At 70.6% G+C, this 14356-nt stretch carries 15 protein-coding genes; 3 read left to right on the top strand and 12 right to left on the bottom strand.

The window, feature by feature from the left end; all coding sequences use genetic code 11:
• Positions 1-40: 40 nt before the first annotated feature.
• Positions 41-619 carry a plastocyanin/azurin family copper-binding protein gene (locus ACQUQ0_RS02200; protein ID WP_435182879.1) on the top strand — a complete coding sequence of 193 codons (579 nt, stop codon included), beginning with the start codon at positions 41-43 and terminating at the stop codon, positions 617-619.
• On the opposite strand, the gene ACQUQ0_RS02195 is transcribed toward ACQUQ0_RS02200, so the two are convergent.
• From ACQUQ0_RS02195 to ACQUQ0_RS02150, 10 genes are all read right to left on the bottom strand, one after another.
• Complete coding sequence (locus tag ACQUQ0_RS02195; RefSeq protein ID WP_435182878.1) at positions 598-1125, bottom strand: hypothetical protein; 528 nt, start codon at positions 1123-1125, stop codon at positions 598-600. The two genes, ACQUQ0_RS02200 and ACQUQ0_RS02195, sit on opposite strands and share 22 nt — an antisense overlap.
• Complete coding sequence (locus ACQUQ0_RS02190) at positions 1118-1549, bottom strand: CopD family protein (protein ID WP_435182877.1); 432 nt, start codon at positions 1547-1549, stop codon at positions 1118-1120. Before ACQUQ0_RS02190 ends, ACQUQ0_RS02195 begins: the two co-directional genes overlap by 8 nt.
• 98 nt (positions 1550-1647) lie before the next feature.
• A complete protein-coding gene (locus tag ACQUQ0_RS02185) occupies positions 1648-2706 on the bottom strand; it encodes a glycosyltransferase (protein WP_435182876.1) in 1059 nt (352 codons plus the stop codon).
• Positions 2707-2803: 97 nt separating this feature from the next.
• Complete coding sequence (locus ACQUQ0_RS02180; protein ID WP_435182875.1) at positions 2804-3301, bottom strand: VOC family protein; 498 nt, start codon at positions 3299-3301, stop codon at positions 2804-2806.
• Between the two features lie 88 nt (positions 3302-3389).
• Entirely contained in the window at positions 3390-4013 is a 624-nt protein-coding gene (locus ACQUQ0_RS02175; RefSeq protein WP_435182874.1) for a DUF420 domain-containing protein, read from the bottom strand.
• Positions 4014-4272: 259 nt separating this feature from the next.
• A complete protein-coding gene (locus ACQUQ0_RS02170; RefSeq protein ID WP_435182873.1) occupies positions 4273-5319 on the bottom strand; it encodes an NAD(P)-dependent glycerol-1-phosphate dehydrogenase in 1047 nt (348 codons plus the stop codon).
• Between the two features lie 92 nt (positions 5320-5411).
• Positions 5412-6107, bottom strand: a complete 696-nt coding sequence (locus ACQUQ0_RS02165; protein WP_435182872.1) for a LysE family translocator — start codon at positions 6105-6107, stop codon at positions 5412-5414.
• 72 nt (positions 6108-6179) lie between these two features.
• Positions 6180-6884 carry a TMEM165/GDT1 family protein gene (locus ACQUQ0_RS02160; protein WP_435182871.1) on the bottom strand — a complete coding sequence of 235 codons (705 nt, stop codon included), beginning with the start codon at positions 6882-6884 and terminating at the stop codon, positions 6180-6182.
• Positions 6881-7585 carry a metal-dependent transcriptional regulator gene (locus ACQUQ0_RS02155; protein WP_435182870.1) on the bottom strand — a complete coding sequence of 235 codons (705 nt, stop codon included), beginning with the start codon at positions 7583-7585 and terminating at the stop codon, positions 6881-6883. Before ACQUQ0_RS02155 ends, ACQUQ0_RS02160 begins: the two co-directional genes overlap by 4 nt.
• 109 nt (positions 7586-7694) lie before the next feature.
• Positions 7695-8867: a pyridoxal-phosphate dependent enzyme gene (locus ACQUQ0_RS02150; protein ID WP_435182869.1), complete on the bottom strand. Its 1173-nt coding sequence runs from the start codon at positions 8865-8867 to the stop codon at positions 7695-7697.
• 151 nt (positions 8868-9018) lie between these two features.
• On the opposite strand from ACQUQ0_RS02150, the gene ACQUQ0_RS02145 reads away from it, so the two are divergent.
• On the top strand, positions 9019-10293 hold the full coding sequence (locus ACQUQ0_RS02145; protein WP_435182868.1) for an NAD(P)/FAD-dependent oxidoreductase: 1275 nt from the start codon (positions 9019-9021) through the stop codon (positions 10291-10293).
• A 59-nt stretch (positions 10294-10352) separates the two neighbouring features.
• Here ACQUQ0_RS02145 and ACQUQ0_RS02140 read toward each other — a convergent pair whose 3' ends face one another.
• Complete coding sequence (locus ACQUQ0_RS02140; RefSeq protein WP_435182867.1) at positions 10353-11048, bottom strand: metallophosphoesterase; 696 nt, start codon at positions 11046-11048, stop codon at positions 10353-10355.
• Between the two features lie 213 nt (positions 11049-11261).
• Positions 11262-11864, bottom strand: a complete 603-nt coding sequence (locus ACQUQ0_RS02135; protein WP_435182865.1) for a J domain-containing protein — start codon at positions 11862-11864, stop codon at positions 11262-11264.
• 187 nt (positions 11865-12051) lie between these two features.
• Here ACQUQ0_RS02135 and ppsA point away from each other — a divergent pair, with 187 nt between their 5' ends.
• Positions 12052-14340 carry a phosphoenolpyruvate synthase gene (gene ppsA / locus ACQUQ0_RS02130; protein ID WP_435182864.1) on the top strand — a complete coding sequence of 763 codons (2289 nt, stop codon included), beginning with the start codon at positions 12052-12054 and terminating at the stop codon, positions 14338-14340.
• Positions 14341-14356 lie beyond the last annotated feature (16 nt).

Here is a 14356-nt window from a genome sequence, read left to right as displayed (position 1 = left end):
AACCAAAGTATTCACTACAGGCGACTCCCAACGCCCGAGTATGACTGACGGCAACGCGGAGATGTCCCGTCGCGCCTTCCTCACGACGGCGGCCGGTACCGCCGCGACAGCCGGCGCCGCGGGGACCGCGGCGGCACAGGAGACCACCACCAGCGGCGGCGGTGGCGGCGGTGGCGGCGGTACGGCCACCGTGACGGTCGGGCCGGGCGGCGACCTGGTGTTCGAGCCGGGGACGAGCGAGCCGCTCCAGATCACGCCGGGGACGACGGTGAAGTTCGTCTGGGACTCGGACAACCACAACATCGTCGTCGAGAGTCAGCCCGACGGCGCGAACTGGCAGGGCCACGAGACGATCGAGAACAGCGGCTTCACCTACACACACACCTTCGAGACGCTCGGCACCTACGAGTACTACTGCGCGCCGCACAAGAGCGCGGGGATGGTCGGCACCATCGAGGTCGTCGAGTCGATCTCGACGCCCGCGCCGTCGAACGTCCCCGAGGTGCCCGACTCCGCGAAGACCCTCGGCGTCGCGACGACGTTCGCGATGGTCGCCACGCTGGGGCTCGCGTTCTTCTTCCTCAAGTACGGCGGCGACTACGAACTCGACGAGGAGTAGTCGTCCGGTCCCGGGACGATCCGCTCGCTCGCCCGCGCGACCGCGACGTTGCAGCCGGCGGCAATCGCGCCGACCACCGCGCCGACGACGGTGGCGACCACCGAGCCGACGACGCCGACGATCGCGACCGTGATCAGGAACTCCGGATCCCGAAGCGCGGCGACCGCGCCGGCGACGAGCGCGCCTCCCGCCACGAGTCCGACGCCGACGCCCGCGGCCCCGATGCCGCCCCGCCGGAGGAGCGCCCGACGGGAGCCGTCGCGGTCCCGGAGGCTCCGCTCGGCCAGGACCCACCGGACCGCGGCGACGACGAGCGCCCACAGGTAGCCGAAGGCGGCCAGTCCGGGGACGGTGCCGGCCCCCGCGAGCGCGCCGGTCAGCCCGCCGGAGAGGTGTGCGGCCAGGACGACGACGAGCGAGAGCGCCGCCAGATCGAAGGTCGCCACGGTCCACGCCTCGAACCGACTGGCGCCGTCGGCCTCGGCCCGCTCGTCCCGGTCACCCATGGGCGAGCACCTCCGCGAGGGCGACTGCCAGCCCGAGGCCCCAGCCGGTGACGGCGTACAGGGCGCGGAGCCGATCGCGGTCGGGCGAGGCGAGTCCCGAGCTGGCCGCTTCGAGCCGTTCCACCGCGAGGGAGCGAACCGCGGAGACGACGACGAGGCCGATCACGACCGCGAGCTTGCTGCTCAGGACCGTCCCCCACCGAGTCTCGGGCCCCGGCGGTCCGAGCGCGCCGAGGTTGCCGACGCCGGTGGCGATCATCACGCCGAGGGCGCCCCAGAAGAGCCGTTCGTATCGACGGAGCGCCGGCAGGGGATCGGCCTCGTCGCCGCGGAGTAGCAGCCACGCGACGCCGACGCCCCCGAGCAGGGCGGCCATCCCGAGGACGTGTGCGAGTCGGACGAGGAGGTGGAGGGCACTCGCCATACCCCGCCGTACACGGACGGGGACCGTAACTTCCCGGGACGGTCACGCCGTCGGACTTCCGGCCGTTCGTCGCAGAAGTCTCAGAAGTCTCAGAAGTCTCAGAAGAACCCGTAGTCGTCGATCTCGTCCTCGTAGACGCTCTCGTAGCCGTCCAGCACGGTCTCGTGGTCGTACCGCGCGAACGCCTCGTTCACCGTCCGGCGGTCCTGCCCGGCGGCGGCGACGACCTCGTCGGCCAGCTCCTGGGGGCTCGTCACGAGCGCGCCCCGCTCGCGGCTCTCGACCAGTTCGTGGGCGCTGGAGCGCGCCTGGTACTCGACGATGCCGACACAGCCGCAGGCGAGACCCCAGAGCAGTCCCCTGGGGAACGGATCGACGGTCGCGGTCTGGGCGAAGACGTGCGCGCCCTTGAGGATCGGGACGAACTCCTCGGGGTCGAGCGCGCCCAGGAAGGAGACGCGGTCGTCGATCCGGAGTTCCGCGGCGGTCTCCTCGGCGGTCCCGCGCTCGGGGCCGTCGCCGACGACGACCGCGCGCCAGTCGCGGTCCCTGAGCTCTGCGAGCGCCAGCAGGAACGACTCGACGTTCGCGTGCTCGTCGAGGCGGCGCGCGTACACGAGGTCCGCGCGCGTGTCGACCTCGGCGTCGCGGACGAGGTCGAAGTCGATCGACTCGGGCACGATCTCCACGTCGTCGGCGGTCGCGCCGTACTCGCGGACGTCCGTCTTCACGAGCCGGGAGGGCGCCAGCACCCGACTGGCGCTCTTCGCCGCGCGCCGGCACATCCGCTCTGTGTCGTCGTCGCGTCGCGCCCACCAGTCGACGACGACCGGGACGCGGAGGACGCGCGCGGCCGTCCGCGCGGCGGCGACCTGCGAGGGCGGGCTGTTGGCGGCGTGGATCACGTCCGGATCGGCCCGCCGGAGGGCGAACGGCAGTTTCGACGCGAACGCCCGCGCGGAAGGGGTCTCCGTGACCGCGACGTACTGGACGTCGTGCTGCTCGAAGGCGTCGAGCGGTCCCTCCCACCACTGGGCACAGAGGAAGACGACGTCGTGGCCGCGCGCCGCGAGGCGCTCTGCGACCCGCCGCGCCCGCCGCGTCGCGCCGTCCGAGCGGCGTTGATCGGGATACAGCGAGACGAACGCGACGCGCATACCCGAGGGTTTCGTCCGGGCGATAAAAATCCTCGACATTCGGTCGGTCCGCCGCGCGCTAGCCACCGTCGCCGCCGTGCGCCGGCGGACCGGCGGCTCACTCGTCCATATAGATCGGCGCGGGCTCTTCGCTCGGTCCCGGCGGGGCGATGTCGGTCCGCTCGACGACGTTGCGGACGACCGAGTCGTCGAGGTCGTCGGCGTCGGGGGAGTTCACCTCGATCATATTGCCCGCAGGGTCCCGGATGTAGAACTGGACCGCGCCCGAGGGGACGACGTAGACCGGCGGCTCGCCGTCGACGAACCCCCGGTCGATCTGCGGCAGGGGCTCGACCGCGGCGCGCCCGTGGTCGCGGACGGCCCGGTAGACGGCCTCGAAGTCGTCGAGGTGGAGCGCGTGGTGATTGAACGCCGGGGGTTCGGCGTCGCTCTCGACGATGTGGAGCTGGAGGTCGCCGACCGCGAACCACTGCACCCGCTCTTCGAAGTCGGGCGTGGGAATGCGCTCCAGGCCGAAGACCGACTCGTAGAACTCGACTGACTCTTCGAGGTCGTCCGCGACGATGCTGACGTGCGTATAGCTTACTTCGACCACGGTGCGGGAGGGACGACAGGGGAGACCAAAACGGTTCGGTCGGCGCCGGGGGCGGGAGACCGGCTGTGGCGATCCGGCCCCGCGTCGATCAGCCCACCAGGAGCACGGCCGCGGCGGCGGACTCGACGTACTCCCAGGAGAACGCGTGGTTCAGGAGGAGGTACGTGACGACGCCGAGCGAGAGCGACAGGAGCCACGCGCCGGCGGCGATCCGGCCGACGCGGCGGTGCGGCGTCTCCGCGCGGAGCTCTTCGGGGGTGTGGGTCGCCCCGAGGACGATGGCGTACAGCACCACCGGCACCGAGATGATCGAGAGGACGATGTGGATCGCGAGCATCGCCAAGTACGGGTAGTAGACGAAGGCCGGGCCGACGAACTCCTTGGTCCCGCCGCCCCCGATCTTGGTGAGGTACAGCGCCAGGAAGACGAGGATCAGGACGAACGACGTCACCATCGCGGCCGCGTGTTTTCGCACCTCGTCGCGACGGATCCACCGCCACCCCGCAGCGATCACGAGGACGTTCACGGCGTTGACGAGGGCGATCGCGTCCGAGAGGGTGTTCACCGCCGAGAGCGATAGCTCGGGGAAGACGCTCTCGGGAACGACGCCGAGGAAGGTCCCGACGACGGCGGCGTAGCCGACGACCGAGAGGACAGCCGTGACCGCCAGCGGGTGCCGCTTTACCGCGTTGTCGGCGCTCGCAGTTGCCATAATGGAGCGTCCGGACTCGGCACTATTCCGTCTTCGGATCCGACTATGACTGGGGAGTGGTTTCTGAGACAGACAGCGCCGACAAGACCTCGGAAGCTCCCGGCGTCTCGACGGCTGCGACTCGCTGTGTCCTCGGCTCATTCACTCTGTTCGTTCGCCTGCGGTGCTTGCGTCGTCTCGCACATCGAGACGCCGGCCCCTTCCAGTCCCGCCCGTAGTGGATCCGCGGCAATCGACGCCTAACGCGTCTCACCTCTCTTCAGATCACGCCGGTAAACGCCGCGGCCTCGCGCGCGGCGGCGTCGCTGACGCCGTCGCCGAGGATCGTGTAGCGGTCGCGGATCGTGTGCGCGGTCGTCACCGCCTCCAGGAAGGTCTCGTCGTCGATGCCGAGTTCGGCGGCCGTCGTCGGCGCCCCGACGTCCTCCAGGGCGTCGCGGATGTCGGCCCACTCCCCGCGCTCGCCGGAGTGGAGGTACTCGGTCACGACGGCGGCGACGCCGACCTGGTGGCCGTGGAGCGCGCGCCCCGGGACCAGGCGGTCGAGCTGGTGGGAGATGAGGTGCTCGGCGCCCGAGGCGGGCCGCGAAGAACCCGCGATCGACATCGCGACGCCCGAGGAGACCAGCGCCTTCGCGACGAGCCACGCCGACTCCTCGAACTCGGGCTTGACCGCGTCGGAGGACTCGACGAGCATCTCCGCGGTCATCTGCGAGAGCGCGCCGGCGTACTCGCTGTATTCGACGTTCTTGAGCCGGTGGGCGAGCTGCCAGTCCTTTACGGCGGTGTAGTTCGAGATGATGTCCGCACAGCCCGCGGTGGTGAGGTCCCAGGGCGCCTCCGCGAGGATCTCGGTGTCGGCGACGACCGCGAGCGGCGGGTCCGCGGCGACCGAGTGCCGGGTGTCGCCCTCCGGGATCGACGACCGCCCCGAGACGATGCCGTCGTGGCTGGCGGCGGTCGGCACGGAGACGAAGCCGCAGCCCAGCCGGTCGGAGGCCATCTTCGCCGTGTCGATCGGCTTGCCGCCGCCGAGCCCGACGAGGTAGCCCGCGTCTTCGGCCTCCGCGACGTCGATGACGCGCTCGACGGCGTCGAAGCTCGCCTGGTCGACGGTGATCGTCGCGGGGTCGTCGAACTGCGCGCGGACCCGGTCGCCGGCCAGCTCGTTCGGCGTCGGGCTCGTCACGACGAGCGGCCGACCCGAGAGGTAGAGCTCCGCCAGCGCATCCGAGAGGTCGTCGAGGACGCCGTGTCCGACGAGCACGTTCCGCGGGAGCTTGATCCACGTCGTCTTCTCGAACATAGCTCACGTATTCTGCGGCGCGGCTTAGAAGATACTGGTCCGCGCTCGAAATTCACCCGCGACTCGGTGAATCTCCGAGCGCCGGCGGCCGATCAGAGGAACGTCCCGGCGCTCTCGGCTAAGAACAGCAGGCCGAAGCCCGCGAGGACGACCGCGCTCAGTCCCGCGACGATCGGCGCGAACGCCTCGACGCGCCGCTCGGCGCCGACGAGCGCCGCCGGGAAGCCGGTGATCCAGAGGACGATCCCGCCGAAGAAGCCCGCGACGAGCGCTGGCGAGCCCGTGGAGACCACGAGAGTCCCCGCCAGCGCGTCCCCGACGTAGGGCGTCTGCGCCAGCACGTCGACCGTGCCCGGCTGGAGCAGCCCCACGCCGATCGTGAGCCAAAAGAGGATCTGGTAGGGGTTCGTAAGCGCCAGCACGAACGCCTTCCGGAAGCCGGTCCCGACTCGCGGGTCCGACTCGTCGGCGGCGCCCGCGCCGGGACGGAACGACGATCGGACGTCGCGTGCGGCGCCGTACGCGAAGTACAGCATCAGGAATCCCCCGACGCCGATCATCGCCGCGCGCACGAGCGGGAACTGCTCGACGAACGTGACGACGCCGAGCGCGGCGAGCACGAAGAAGATCGCGTCCGCGCTCATCGCGCCGAGGCCGGCCTTGAACCCCGCGAGCCAGCCCCGGACGACGCTCTCTTCGGCGATGATCGCGTTCATCGGTCCGGGCGGGGCCGCGAGCGCGACCCCGAAGACCGCGCCCGCAGAGAGGGTCGCGAGGAGACTCGTCATTGCGCCAAGGGACGACCGGAATCGAGAAAAAAGGTCCGAAGCGGCTCCTTGAGGGCCGCACGCCGCCCCGCCTCACACGAGCGCGAGAACGGCCGTACTGATCGCGCTGACGACGGTCTCCCAGACGGAGAAGCCGGTCACGACCGAGAGCGCGGTGTCGAGGCCGAAGAAGGCGAAGAGCGCCGCCGAGGCGAAGTGGGCCTTCCGCATATCGACCCGGTGGGCGAAGGTGTGGAAGAAGTACGCGTTGGCGAGGCTGACGGGGACGATCGCGAGCATCTCGCCGACCCAGATCGCGGAGGTCGCGCCGTACTGGACGGCGAGGCCGACCGTGACGAGCTGGGTCTTGTCACCGAACTCGCCGGTCACCATCATCGCGAAGATCGGGACGAATCCGCCGAAGGAGCCCGACAGGCGGTCGATCGGCGCGGGCAGGTCGAGCCCCGCCAGGTCGGCGAATCCGCCGTCGGTTTCGGTCGCCCCGCTCTGTGGGTTCGGCCCCGACGGCGCCGAGCGATACAGGAGGACCGCGAACGTCAGGAAGAGCCCCGCGGTAATGGCGTCGAGGACGACCGGCGAGAGCGCCGCCTGGAGCGCGCGCCCGAACAGGATCTCGAGGGCGGTCCACCCGGCGAACGCCGAGCCGGCGGCCGCGACCACGACGAGCGGATTGTACCGCGTCGAGAGCCCCGCGATGATGAACTGGACCTTCTCGCCGGGCAGCACCGCAAGCTGTGCGATGAACGCGACGACCAGGATCTCGGCGTAGGTCGTCACGCGTCGGTCACCTCGGCTGGATCGGTCGGGGCCGCCGCGTCGGCGACGGGTCGCACGTAGATCGCGTCCGCGACGGACTCCGGCAGGCTCTGTTCGCCCTCGGTTTCGGTCCGGACTGTGAGCATCCCGAACGGGGCGACGTCGACGATCTCCAGTTCCGTGCCGGGGGTTACGCCGGCGTCTTCGAGGTACTCCAGTTCCTCCCTGTCGCGGTCGCTCACGCGGGAGACGACCACCCGATCGCCGACTTCGTGCGCCGAAAGAGCGGAGGCGCCGTCGTCTTCTATGGGTGCCAGGTCGGCCGAGGGAATGGGGTCGCCGTGGGGGTCGACCACCGGGTCGTCGAGCGCCTCGGCGACGCGCCGCTCGAACTCCTCGCTGATGTGGTGTTCGAGGGCGTCGGCCTCGTCGTGGACCTCGCTCCAGGAGTAATCGAGGCGTTCGGCGAGGTACGCCTCCAGCAGCCGGTGGTGGCGGAGCACCTCCAGCGCGACGGTCTCGCCCTCCGGCGTCAGCTCGGCGCCCTTGTACTTCTCGCGGGCGACGAGGCCGCGCTCCTCCAGTTTGTCCAGCATGCTCGTCACCGTCGCCGGCGTCTTCTCCAGCGCGTCGGCGACGGCGGAGGTGGAGACCGGCGGCCCCGACCGGGTCTGAATCTGATAGATCGTCTTGAGGTAGTCCTCCATCACGTCGCTCAGCATACCCTGATTTAGACGGCTCTAAAAATATTAGTCTATCGATCGAAACAATATCCTATGTCGAGTAGGTGCGATAGATGGCAGACGCTCGATCAGCGCTAACGCGAGAAAGTTAGATTCCTTTCCCCATCAGGTGGCTCCGGAGTACGTCTGCGGTTTTCGTCCCGGATTCGGTGTTGACGACGACGACGTCGTCGCCGGAGCCGAGCGCGCCGTCGTCGGCGAGCGTCCCGGCGCCCGCGAGCGCGACGCCGCCGGCCGCGCCGACCTCCACGCCGGCCTCCTGGGCCGCGACGACCGCGCTCTCCAGGCTGTCGTCGTCGTCGACGGCGACGAACGCCCCGCCGGTCGCTTCGACGGCCGCGAGCGCCGCGGCCGCGCCCTTCGGCTCCGGAATCTCCAGCTCGCCGACGATCGTGTCCGGCGACTCCCAGGGCTCTACCGTCTCGTCTCCCCGCTCCGCGGCGGCGACGAGCGGCGCGCAGCCCGACGGCTGGACGGCGTAGACCGGCGGTAGCGCGTCGATCAGGCCGATCTCTCGGAGCTCGCGGAAGCCCTTCGCGACGCCGGCGACGACCTCCCCGGTCCCTGCGGGGACGACGACGGCGTCGGGGAGGTCCCACGACGCGGACTCCGCGATCTCGAAGGCGACCGTCTTGAGCCCGTCGTGGCGGTGGGGGTTGTCGAACTCCTGGAGCGTGTACCACTCGGACTGCAACTGCTCGTGGAGGGCGGCCTCGGCGTCCGGGTAGCGGCCGCCCGCGACGCGCATCTCGCCGCCGTGGACGTTCACCATCGCCTTGTTGGAGAACGGCGCACGGGAGGGGACGAACGCGTACGAGCGGATCCCGGCCATCCCCGCGTAGGAGGCCGCCGACTGCCCCGCGTTCCCGGGCGTCGCGAGCGCTGCGAGGTCCGCATCGGCCTCGCGCGCCGCCGTCACGGCCGGCGCGAGGCCGCGGTCTAAGACCGTCCCCGTCGGGTTCCGGCTCTCGTCTTTGATCGACAGGCTCCCGAGGCCGGCGTCGTCGGCCAGCGTCGGCGCCGAGACCAGCGGCGTGCCGCCCTCGTCGGCCGTGACCGGATCCGAGAAGGCGAGCAGGTCGGCGTACCGCCACATCGACCGCGGTGCGTCGGCGAGCGCGCCGCCGGTCCAGTCGACGGTGTCGCAGTCGTACCGCGCTTCCACCCGCGCGCCGGCGTCGCTCTCGCCGGTCGCCGTCGCGTCGTACCGCTCGCCGGTCTCCACACAGAACAGACCGCGAAACGCCTCGCTCGTTCCCATACCGGTGCTACTGAACGGACGGCCAAATCCCTATTCATCCGGTCATCTGGGTGGGGCGGGAGCGCGGCCGCTCGACGACCGCGCCGTTCGACGGCCCCCGCCGACGACCCCACTCGCAGTCCCTATGTGGGTGCCGACCGAAGGACCGCGTATGACTCAGGATTCCGTCGCGGTCGTCGGGGGCGGACTAGCGGGCCTCGTCGCGGCGCGACGCCTCGCTCTGTCGGGCGCCGAGGTGACGCTGTTCGAGCGCCGGCCGTCGGTGGGCGGTCGCGTCCGCACGGAGCACCGGGAGGGGTTCACGCTCGACCGGGGCTTTCAGGTCCTCTTCACCGCCTATCCGGCTGTCCAGCGCGAACTCGACCTCGGCGCGCTCGACCTCCGGTACTTCACCCCCGGTGCGGTCATCGCCCGCCCCGGATCGCGGTCGGTCCTCTCGGACCCTCTCCGGGACCTCCGGGCGCTCCCTGCGTCGGTGCGGAACGACGAGGTGACGGGGACCGACAAGGCGCGGACGCTGCTGCTCAGACAGCACGTCGGCACCCGGACCGAATCGGAGATCTTCCGGAGCGCCGACCGGTCGATCCGCTCGTACCTCCGCGAGTGGGGCTTCTCCGAGTCGTACATCGAGCACTTCGTCGCGCCCTTCTACGGCGGGATCACGCTCGATCGGTCGCTGTCGACCTCGAAACGCGTCTTCGAGTACACGTTCAAGGCGCTCTCCGACGGCCGGATCGCCGTGCCTGCCGCGGGGATGCAGGCGATCCCGGCGCAGTTGGCCGAGCGGGCGGAGGCGGCGGGCGCGACGATCCGCCGCAACGCCCGCGTTCGCGCGGTGACCGACCACGGCGACGGCGCCACGGTCGAGACCGAATCGGAGGCGCTCGACGTCGACGCGGTCGTGGTCGCCACCGATCCGAAGGAAGCGAAGCGGCTCACGGGTGTCGACGACGTGCCCACCGACGCCCGCAGTTGCGTGACGCAGCACTACCGGCTGCCCGAAGGCGTCACCCCGACGACGCGGCGGAAACTGCTTCTCAACGCCGCCGACCCCTCGCCGAACACGATCGTGCCGATGTCCGAGGTCGCGCCCGAGTACGGGCCCGAGGGCGAGGCGCTGGTCAACGCGACGTTCCTCGGCGAGGCGGCGCTCGACCGCGACGCCGACGCCCTCGCCGAGGAGACGCGGCTGACGCTGGAGGCGTGGTACCCCGACCGTGACTTCTCCGAGCTGGAGCCGGTCCGTACCCACCGGATCGAGTTCGCGCAGTTCGACCAGCCGCCGGGCGTCCACGACACGCTGCCCGGGACGCGGGCGCCCGGCGGGCGGACGTACCTGGCAGGCGACTACACCGCCTGGTCGTCGATCCAGGGCGCGATGCGGAGCGGCCGCGAGGCGGCGCGGGCGGTCGAGCGCGACCTCTGAGCGCCTCGGCGGCGACGGGGACGCGCGGCTCGCGGCCGAGGAGACCGCCGGCGAGCTTCTCAGAGCAGTTGCCGGAACTCCCCCAGCGGCGGGAACGCGAGCGCTTTCCCGGCGTCGCCGTCGTAGACGATCGGCCGGGCGTCGTCCAGCCGATCGAGCAGCGGCGACTGGAGGTCCGACCCGCGCGCGTCGTTGATCTCGACGCCCGCGGCGGCGCGGGAGAATGCCGGCAGCATCAGCACGTCGGCGCCGCGGTGGGCGTCCGGCGCGTCGAGGAAGCACGGTCGGCGGCGTCCCTCGATCGCGATCGCCGGGTGGTCGTGGCCGATCACGTATCGGTCGGCGTCGATCTCCGGCCGCTCGTGCCCGTGACAGACGACGACCCGCGGGTCTTCGGATGCGACGTAGACGTCACGGACGCCGTCGCGGACGCGGTCGAGCGCGGCGTCGTGATTCCCGCGGACGAACACCGGCTCGCTCCCCGCGTCGCGGCAGGCGCCGGCGAGCTCTGCGACCGTCTCGCGGCTCCGCTCGGTGACGGTCCCGAACCGGTGGAGCACGTCGCCGGCGAACACGACGGTCCCCGGGTCGAACGCCGCGAGGCGCGCGTCGAGCCGGTCCCGCAGGTCCCGCCGCTCGCCGAGGGGGAACGCGACGTCCGAAGCCGACGCGCGGCCCACGTGGAGGTCCGCGACGACGAGCGCGTCCGCGTCAGGGAGGAAGACGCTTCGCTCCCGGTACTCGATCGTGTCCACGGCCGGTCTTGGGCGCCCGTCAGCAAGTCAGTACCGGCACGTCGCGGACGCTCTGCTCGTCGGCGTCGCGGCGGCTATCGGTGTGGCGAACAGGCGACACGGACCGGACTGAGACCCGGTGGGGCCGCGCGGCGCAGTGTGTCGCACACCCGCTGACGCGCCGCGGCCGCGACTACGTCACGGGCGGTCTGGCCGCCTCCCGGTATAAAAACGTCAGTCGCTGGCGTGTTCCCTGGCGGTCGCGTACGCCTCTTGCAGCCGCTTGAACTCGGCCTCAGAGCCGCCGTGGTCGGGGTGGACGGACAGCACGCGGTCGCGGTAGGCGTCTCGGACCTCCTCGACCGTCGCCGGCCGCGAGACGCCGAGGTGCTCGAAGGCGTCCTGAACCGGGTTCGATCGGTCCGACGCCGACTCGACGCCGACGGTCGGCACCTCGAAGGGGAGCCGCCGGCCGAGCGCGCGGACCGGCATCTCGTGTTCGCAGAGCACCGTGTAGGTCCCGGCGCGTTCGAGCCGGAAGTACGCCTGCGCGTCGAAGGTGAGCGCGACGTCCCGCTGGGGCAGGTAGAACTCGACGGTCTCGCCGCCGATCTCGTAGTCCTCCGCGAACGGCTCGTCGATGTCGCGGAGGTACCGCTGGATCTCCGCGCGGCGGCGGGCCGACCCGTCGATGCGTCCGGCCCTAGGCGTCGGCTCGTCGGGGAACAGGCGGCCGCCGACGAGGAACACGCCCGCGGCGATCACGGAGGCCACGCCGCCGCCGAGCAGCCCGAAGACGAGCCACGGCGGCAGCAGCGAAACCCACTCCGGAAGCACAGTCGGATCGTGGGGTGCGGTCCTAAAGAACTTCTCGCCCGTGTCATCCGTCACGGGGGCTTCGGGTCGTCTCGGGGATCGACCGAGCCGCCCGGCGGGAATTGAGTACTCGGAGCCGAGTTTGTTTAATTCACCGTTGCACGCTTCGGAAAGTACTTTAGGGATATCTGCGGAAATGCACACACTGATGGCTGTAGCTTGGCTGGACGACGTGCGGTCCACCGACGTCGATCGCGTCGGCGGGAAGGGGGCTTCGCTGGGCGAACTCACCGCCGCGGGGCTGCCCGTCCCGTCGGGGTTCGTCGTGACCGCCGGTACCTATCGGGAGTTCATCGAGGACGCCGGCATCGACGAGGAGCTGTTTTCCGCCGTCGACGTCGACCACGAGGACACCGAGGCGCTGCGCGAGGCACACGAGCGCGCACACGAACTGATTATGGAGACCCCGGTGCCGGACGACGTCCGCGAGGAGATCATCGCGGCGTACCGGGACCTCGGCGACGGCGAGCGGTTCGTCGCCGTCCGCTCGTCGGCGACCGCCGAGGACCTCCCGGACGCCTCCTTCGCGGGCCAACAGGAGACGTTCCTGAACGTCCGGGAGGACGCGCTGGTCGAGCGCGTCAAGGAGTGCTGGGCGTCGCTCTTCTCCCAGCGCGCGATCTACTACCGGAACCGCCAGGGCTTCCCCCACGAGAAGGTCGACATCGCGGTCGTCGTCCAGGAGATGGTCGACGCCGAGAAGTCCGGCGTCCTCTTCACCTCTCACCCCTCGACGGGCGACCCGCAGATCATCATCGAGGCCGCCTGGGGCCTCGGCGAGGCCGTCGTCTCCGGGTCCGTCTCCCCCGACAACTACGTGATCGACCGCGAGACGGGCGAGGTGGAGACGATCACCGTCGCCGACAAGAAGACGATGATGATCAAAGACGAGGAGACCGGCGAGACCATCGAGACCGAGGTCCCCGACGACAAGCGGAGCGTCCGCGTCCTCGAAGACGGAGAGATCGACGAACTCATCGAGCTCGGCGAGCGCGTCGAGGACCACTACGGGACGCCCCAGGACGTCGAGTGGGCGGTCCACGAGGGCGAGATCTATATGCTCCAGTCGCGCCCGATCACCACCATCGACGACGAGGACGAGGCGGTCCCCGACGTCGAGGCCGCGGGCGCGGACGGCGGCATCGAGGCCGACAGCGCGGACTCCGGCGACGTGCTCCTCCGCGGGCTCGGCTCCAGCCCCGGAATCGCCTCCGGCGAGGTCCGGATCGTCACGAAGCTCGACCACCTCGACCAGGTCGGCGAGGGCGACATCATCGTCACGGAGATGACGATGCCCGACATGGTGCCCGCGATGAAGCGCGCGGCCGGGATCGTCACCGACGAGGGCGGGATGACCTCCCACGCCGCCATCGTCTCCCGCGAGCTCGGCGTCCCCGCGGTCGTCGGCGCCGGCTCGGCGACCCACGACCTCGAAGACGGCCAGCTCATCACCATCGACGGCGACAAGGGGACCATCCGCGAGGGAACCGAGCCCGAGGAAGAAGAGACCGAGCCGATCGAGGACGCGCGCCCGAAGACGCCCGTGAAGCCGATGACCGCCACCGAAGTGAAGGTCAACGTCTCGATCCCCGAGGCGGCAGAGCGCGCGGCCGCGACGGGCGCCGACGGGGTCGGTCTCCTCCGGACGGAGCACATGGTGCTCTCGCTCGGCAAGACGCCGACGAAGTACATCGCGGACAACGGCGAGCGCGCCTACGTCGACGAGCTCGTCGACGGCATTCGCACCGCCGCCGAGGAGTTCTACCCGCGGCCGGTCCGCGTCCGGACGCTCGATGCGCCCACCGACGAGTTCCGGCAGCTGGAGGGCGGCGACGACGAGCCCAGAGAGCACAACCCGATGCTCGGCTACCGCGGCATCCGGCGCTCGCTGGACAACCCCGACCTCTTCAAGCACGAACTGGAGGCGTTCCGCCGGATCTTCGATATGGGCTACGACAACGTCGAGGTGATGTTCCCCTTGGTCAACGACGCCGAGGACGTCGCCCGCGCCCGAGACCTGATGAAACAGGCCGGCGTCGACCCCGAAAAGCGGACCTGGGGCGTGATGGTCGAGACGCCCGCGGCCGCGCTGGCGGTCGAGTCGATGGCCGAGGAGGGCATCGACTTCGTCTCCTTCGGGACGAACGACCTCACGCAGTACACCCTCGCGGTCGACCGCAACAACGAGCGGGTCGCCGACCGCTTCGACGAGCTCCACCCCGCGGTCCTGTCGCTCATCGGCGACACCATCGAGACGTGCCGCGAGCTCGGCGTGAAGACGAGCATCTGCGGGCAGGCCGGCTCGAAGCCGCAGATGGTCCAGTTCCTCGTCGAGAAGGGCGTCTCCTCGGTGTCGGCCAACATCGACGCCGTCCGCGACGTCCAACACGAGGTAAAGCGGGTCGAACAGCGGCTCATCCTCGATTCGGTCCGCTGAGCCGCCGCGCCGACTT

This window comes from Halobellus sp. EA9, from assembly GCF_051195055.1.
Lineage (GTDB): Archaea > Halobacteriota > Halobacteria > Halobacteriales > Haloferacaceae > Haloquadratum > Haloquadratum rubicundus.
This window is presented reverse-complemented; position numbering and strand designations above follow the sequence as displayed.

What these genes read in the sequence shown, in the direction of transcription:
- ACQUQ0_RS02200 (WP_435182879.1), top strand. Translation starts at nt 41, where the DNA reads ATGACTGACGGCAACGCGGAGATGTCCCGTCGCGCCTTCCTCACGACG.
- ACQUQ0_RS02195 (WP_435182878.1), bottom strand. Translation starts at nt 1,125, where the DNA reads ATGGGTGACCGGGACGAGCGGGCCGAGGCCGACGGCGCCAGTCGGTTC.
- ACQUQ0_RS02190 (WP_435182877.1), bottom strand. Translation starts at nt 1,549, where the DNA reads ATGGCGAGTGCCCTCCACCTCCTCGTCCGACTCGCACACGTCCTCGGG.
- ACQUQ0_RS02185 (WP_435182876.1), bottom strand. Translation starts at nt 2,706, where the DNA reads ATGCGCGTCGCGTTCGTCTCGCTGTATCCCGATCAACGCCGCTCGGAC.
- ACQUQ0_RS02175 (WP_435182874.1), bottom strand. Translation starts at nt 4,013, where the DNA reads ATGGCAACTGCGAGCGCCGACAACGCGGTAAAGCGGCACCCGCTGGCG.
- ACQUQ0_RS02170 (WP_435182873.1), bottom strand. Translation starts at nt 5,319, where the DNA reads ATGTTCGAGAAGACGACGTGGATCAAGCTCCCGCGGAACGTGCTCGTC.
- ACQUQ0_RS02165 (WP_435182872.1), bottom strand. Translation starts at nt 6,107, where the DNA reads ATGACGAGTCTCCTCGCGACCCTCTCTGCGGGCGCGGTCTTCGGGGTC.
- ACQUQ0_RS02155 (WP_435182870.1), bottom strand. Translation starts at nt 7,585, where the DNA reads ATGCTGAGCGACGTGATGGAGGACTACCTCAAGACGATCTATCAGATT.
- ACQUQ0_RS02150 (WP_435182869.1), bottom strand. Translation starts at nt 8,867, where the DNA reads ATGGGAACGAGCGAGGCGTTTCGCGGTCTGTTCTGTGTGGAGACCGGC.
- ACQUQ0_RS02145 (WP_435182868.1), top strand. Translation starts at nt 9,019, where the DNA reads ATGACTCAGGATTCCGTCGCGGTCGTCGGGGGCGGACTAGCGGGCCTC.
- ppsA (WP_435182864.1), top strand. Translation starts at nt 12,052, where the DNA reads ATGGCTGTAGCTTGGCTGGACGACGTGCGGTCCACCGACGTCGATCGC.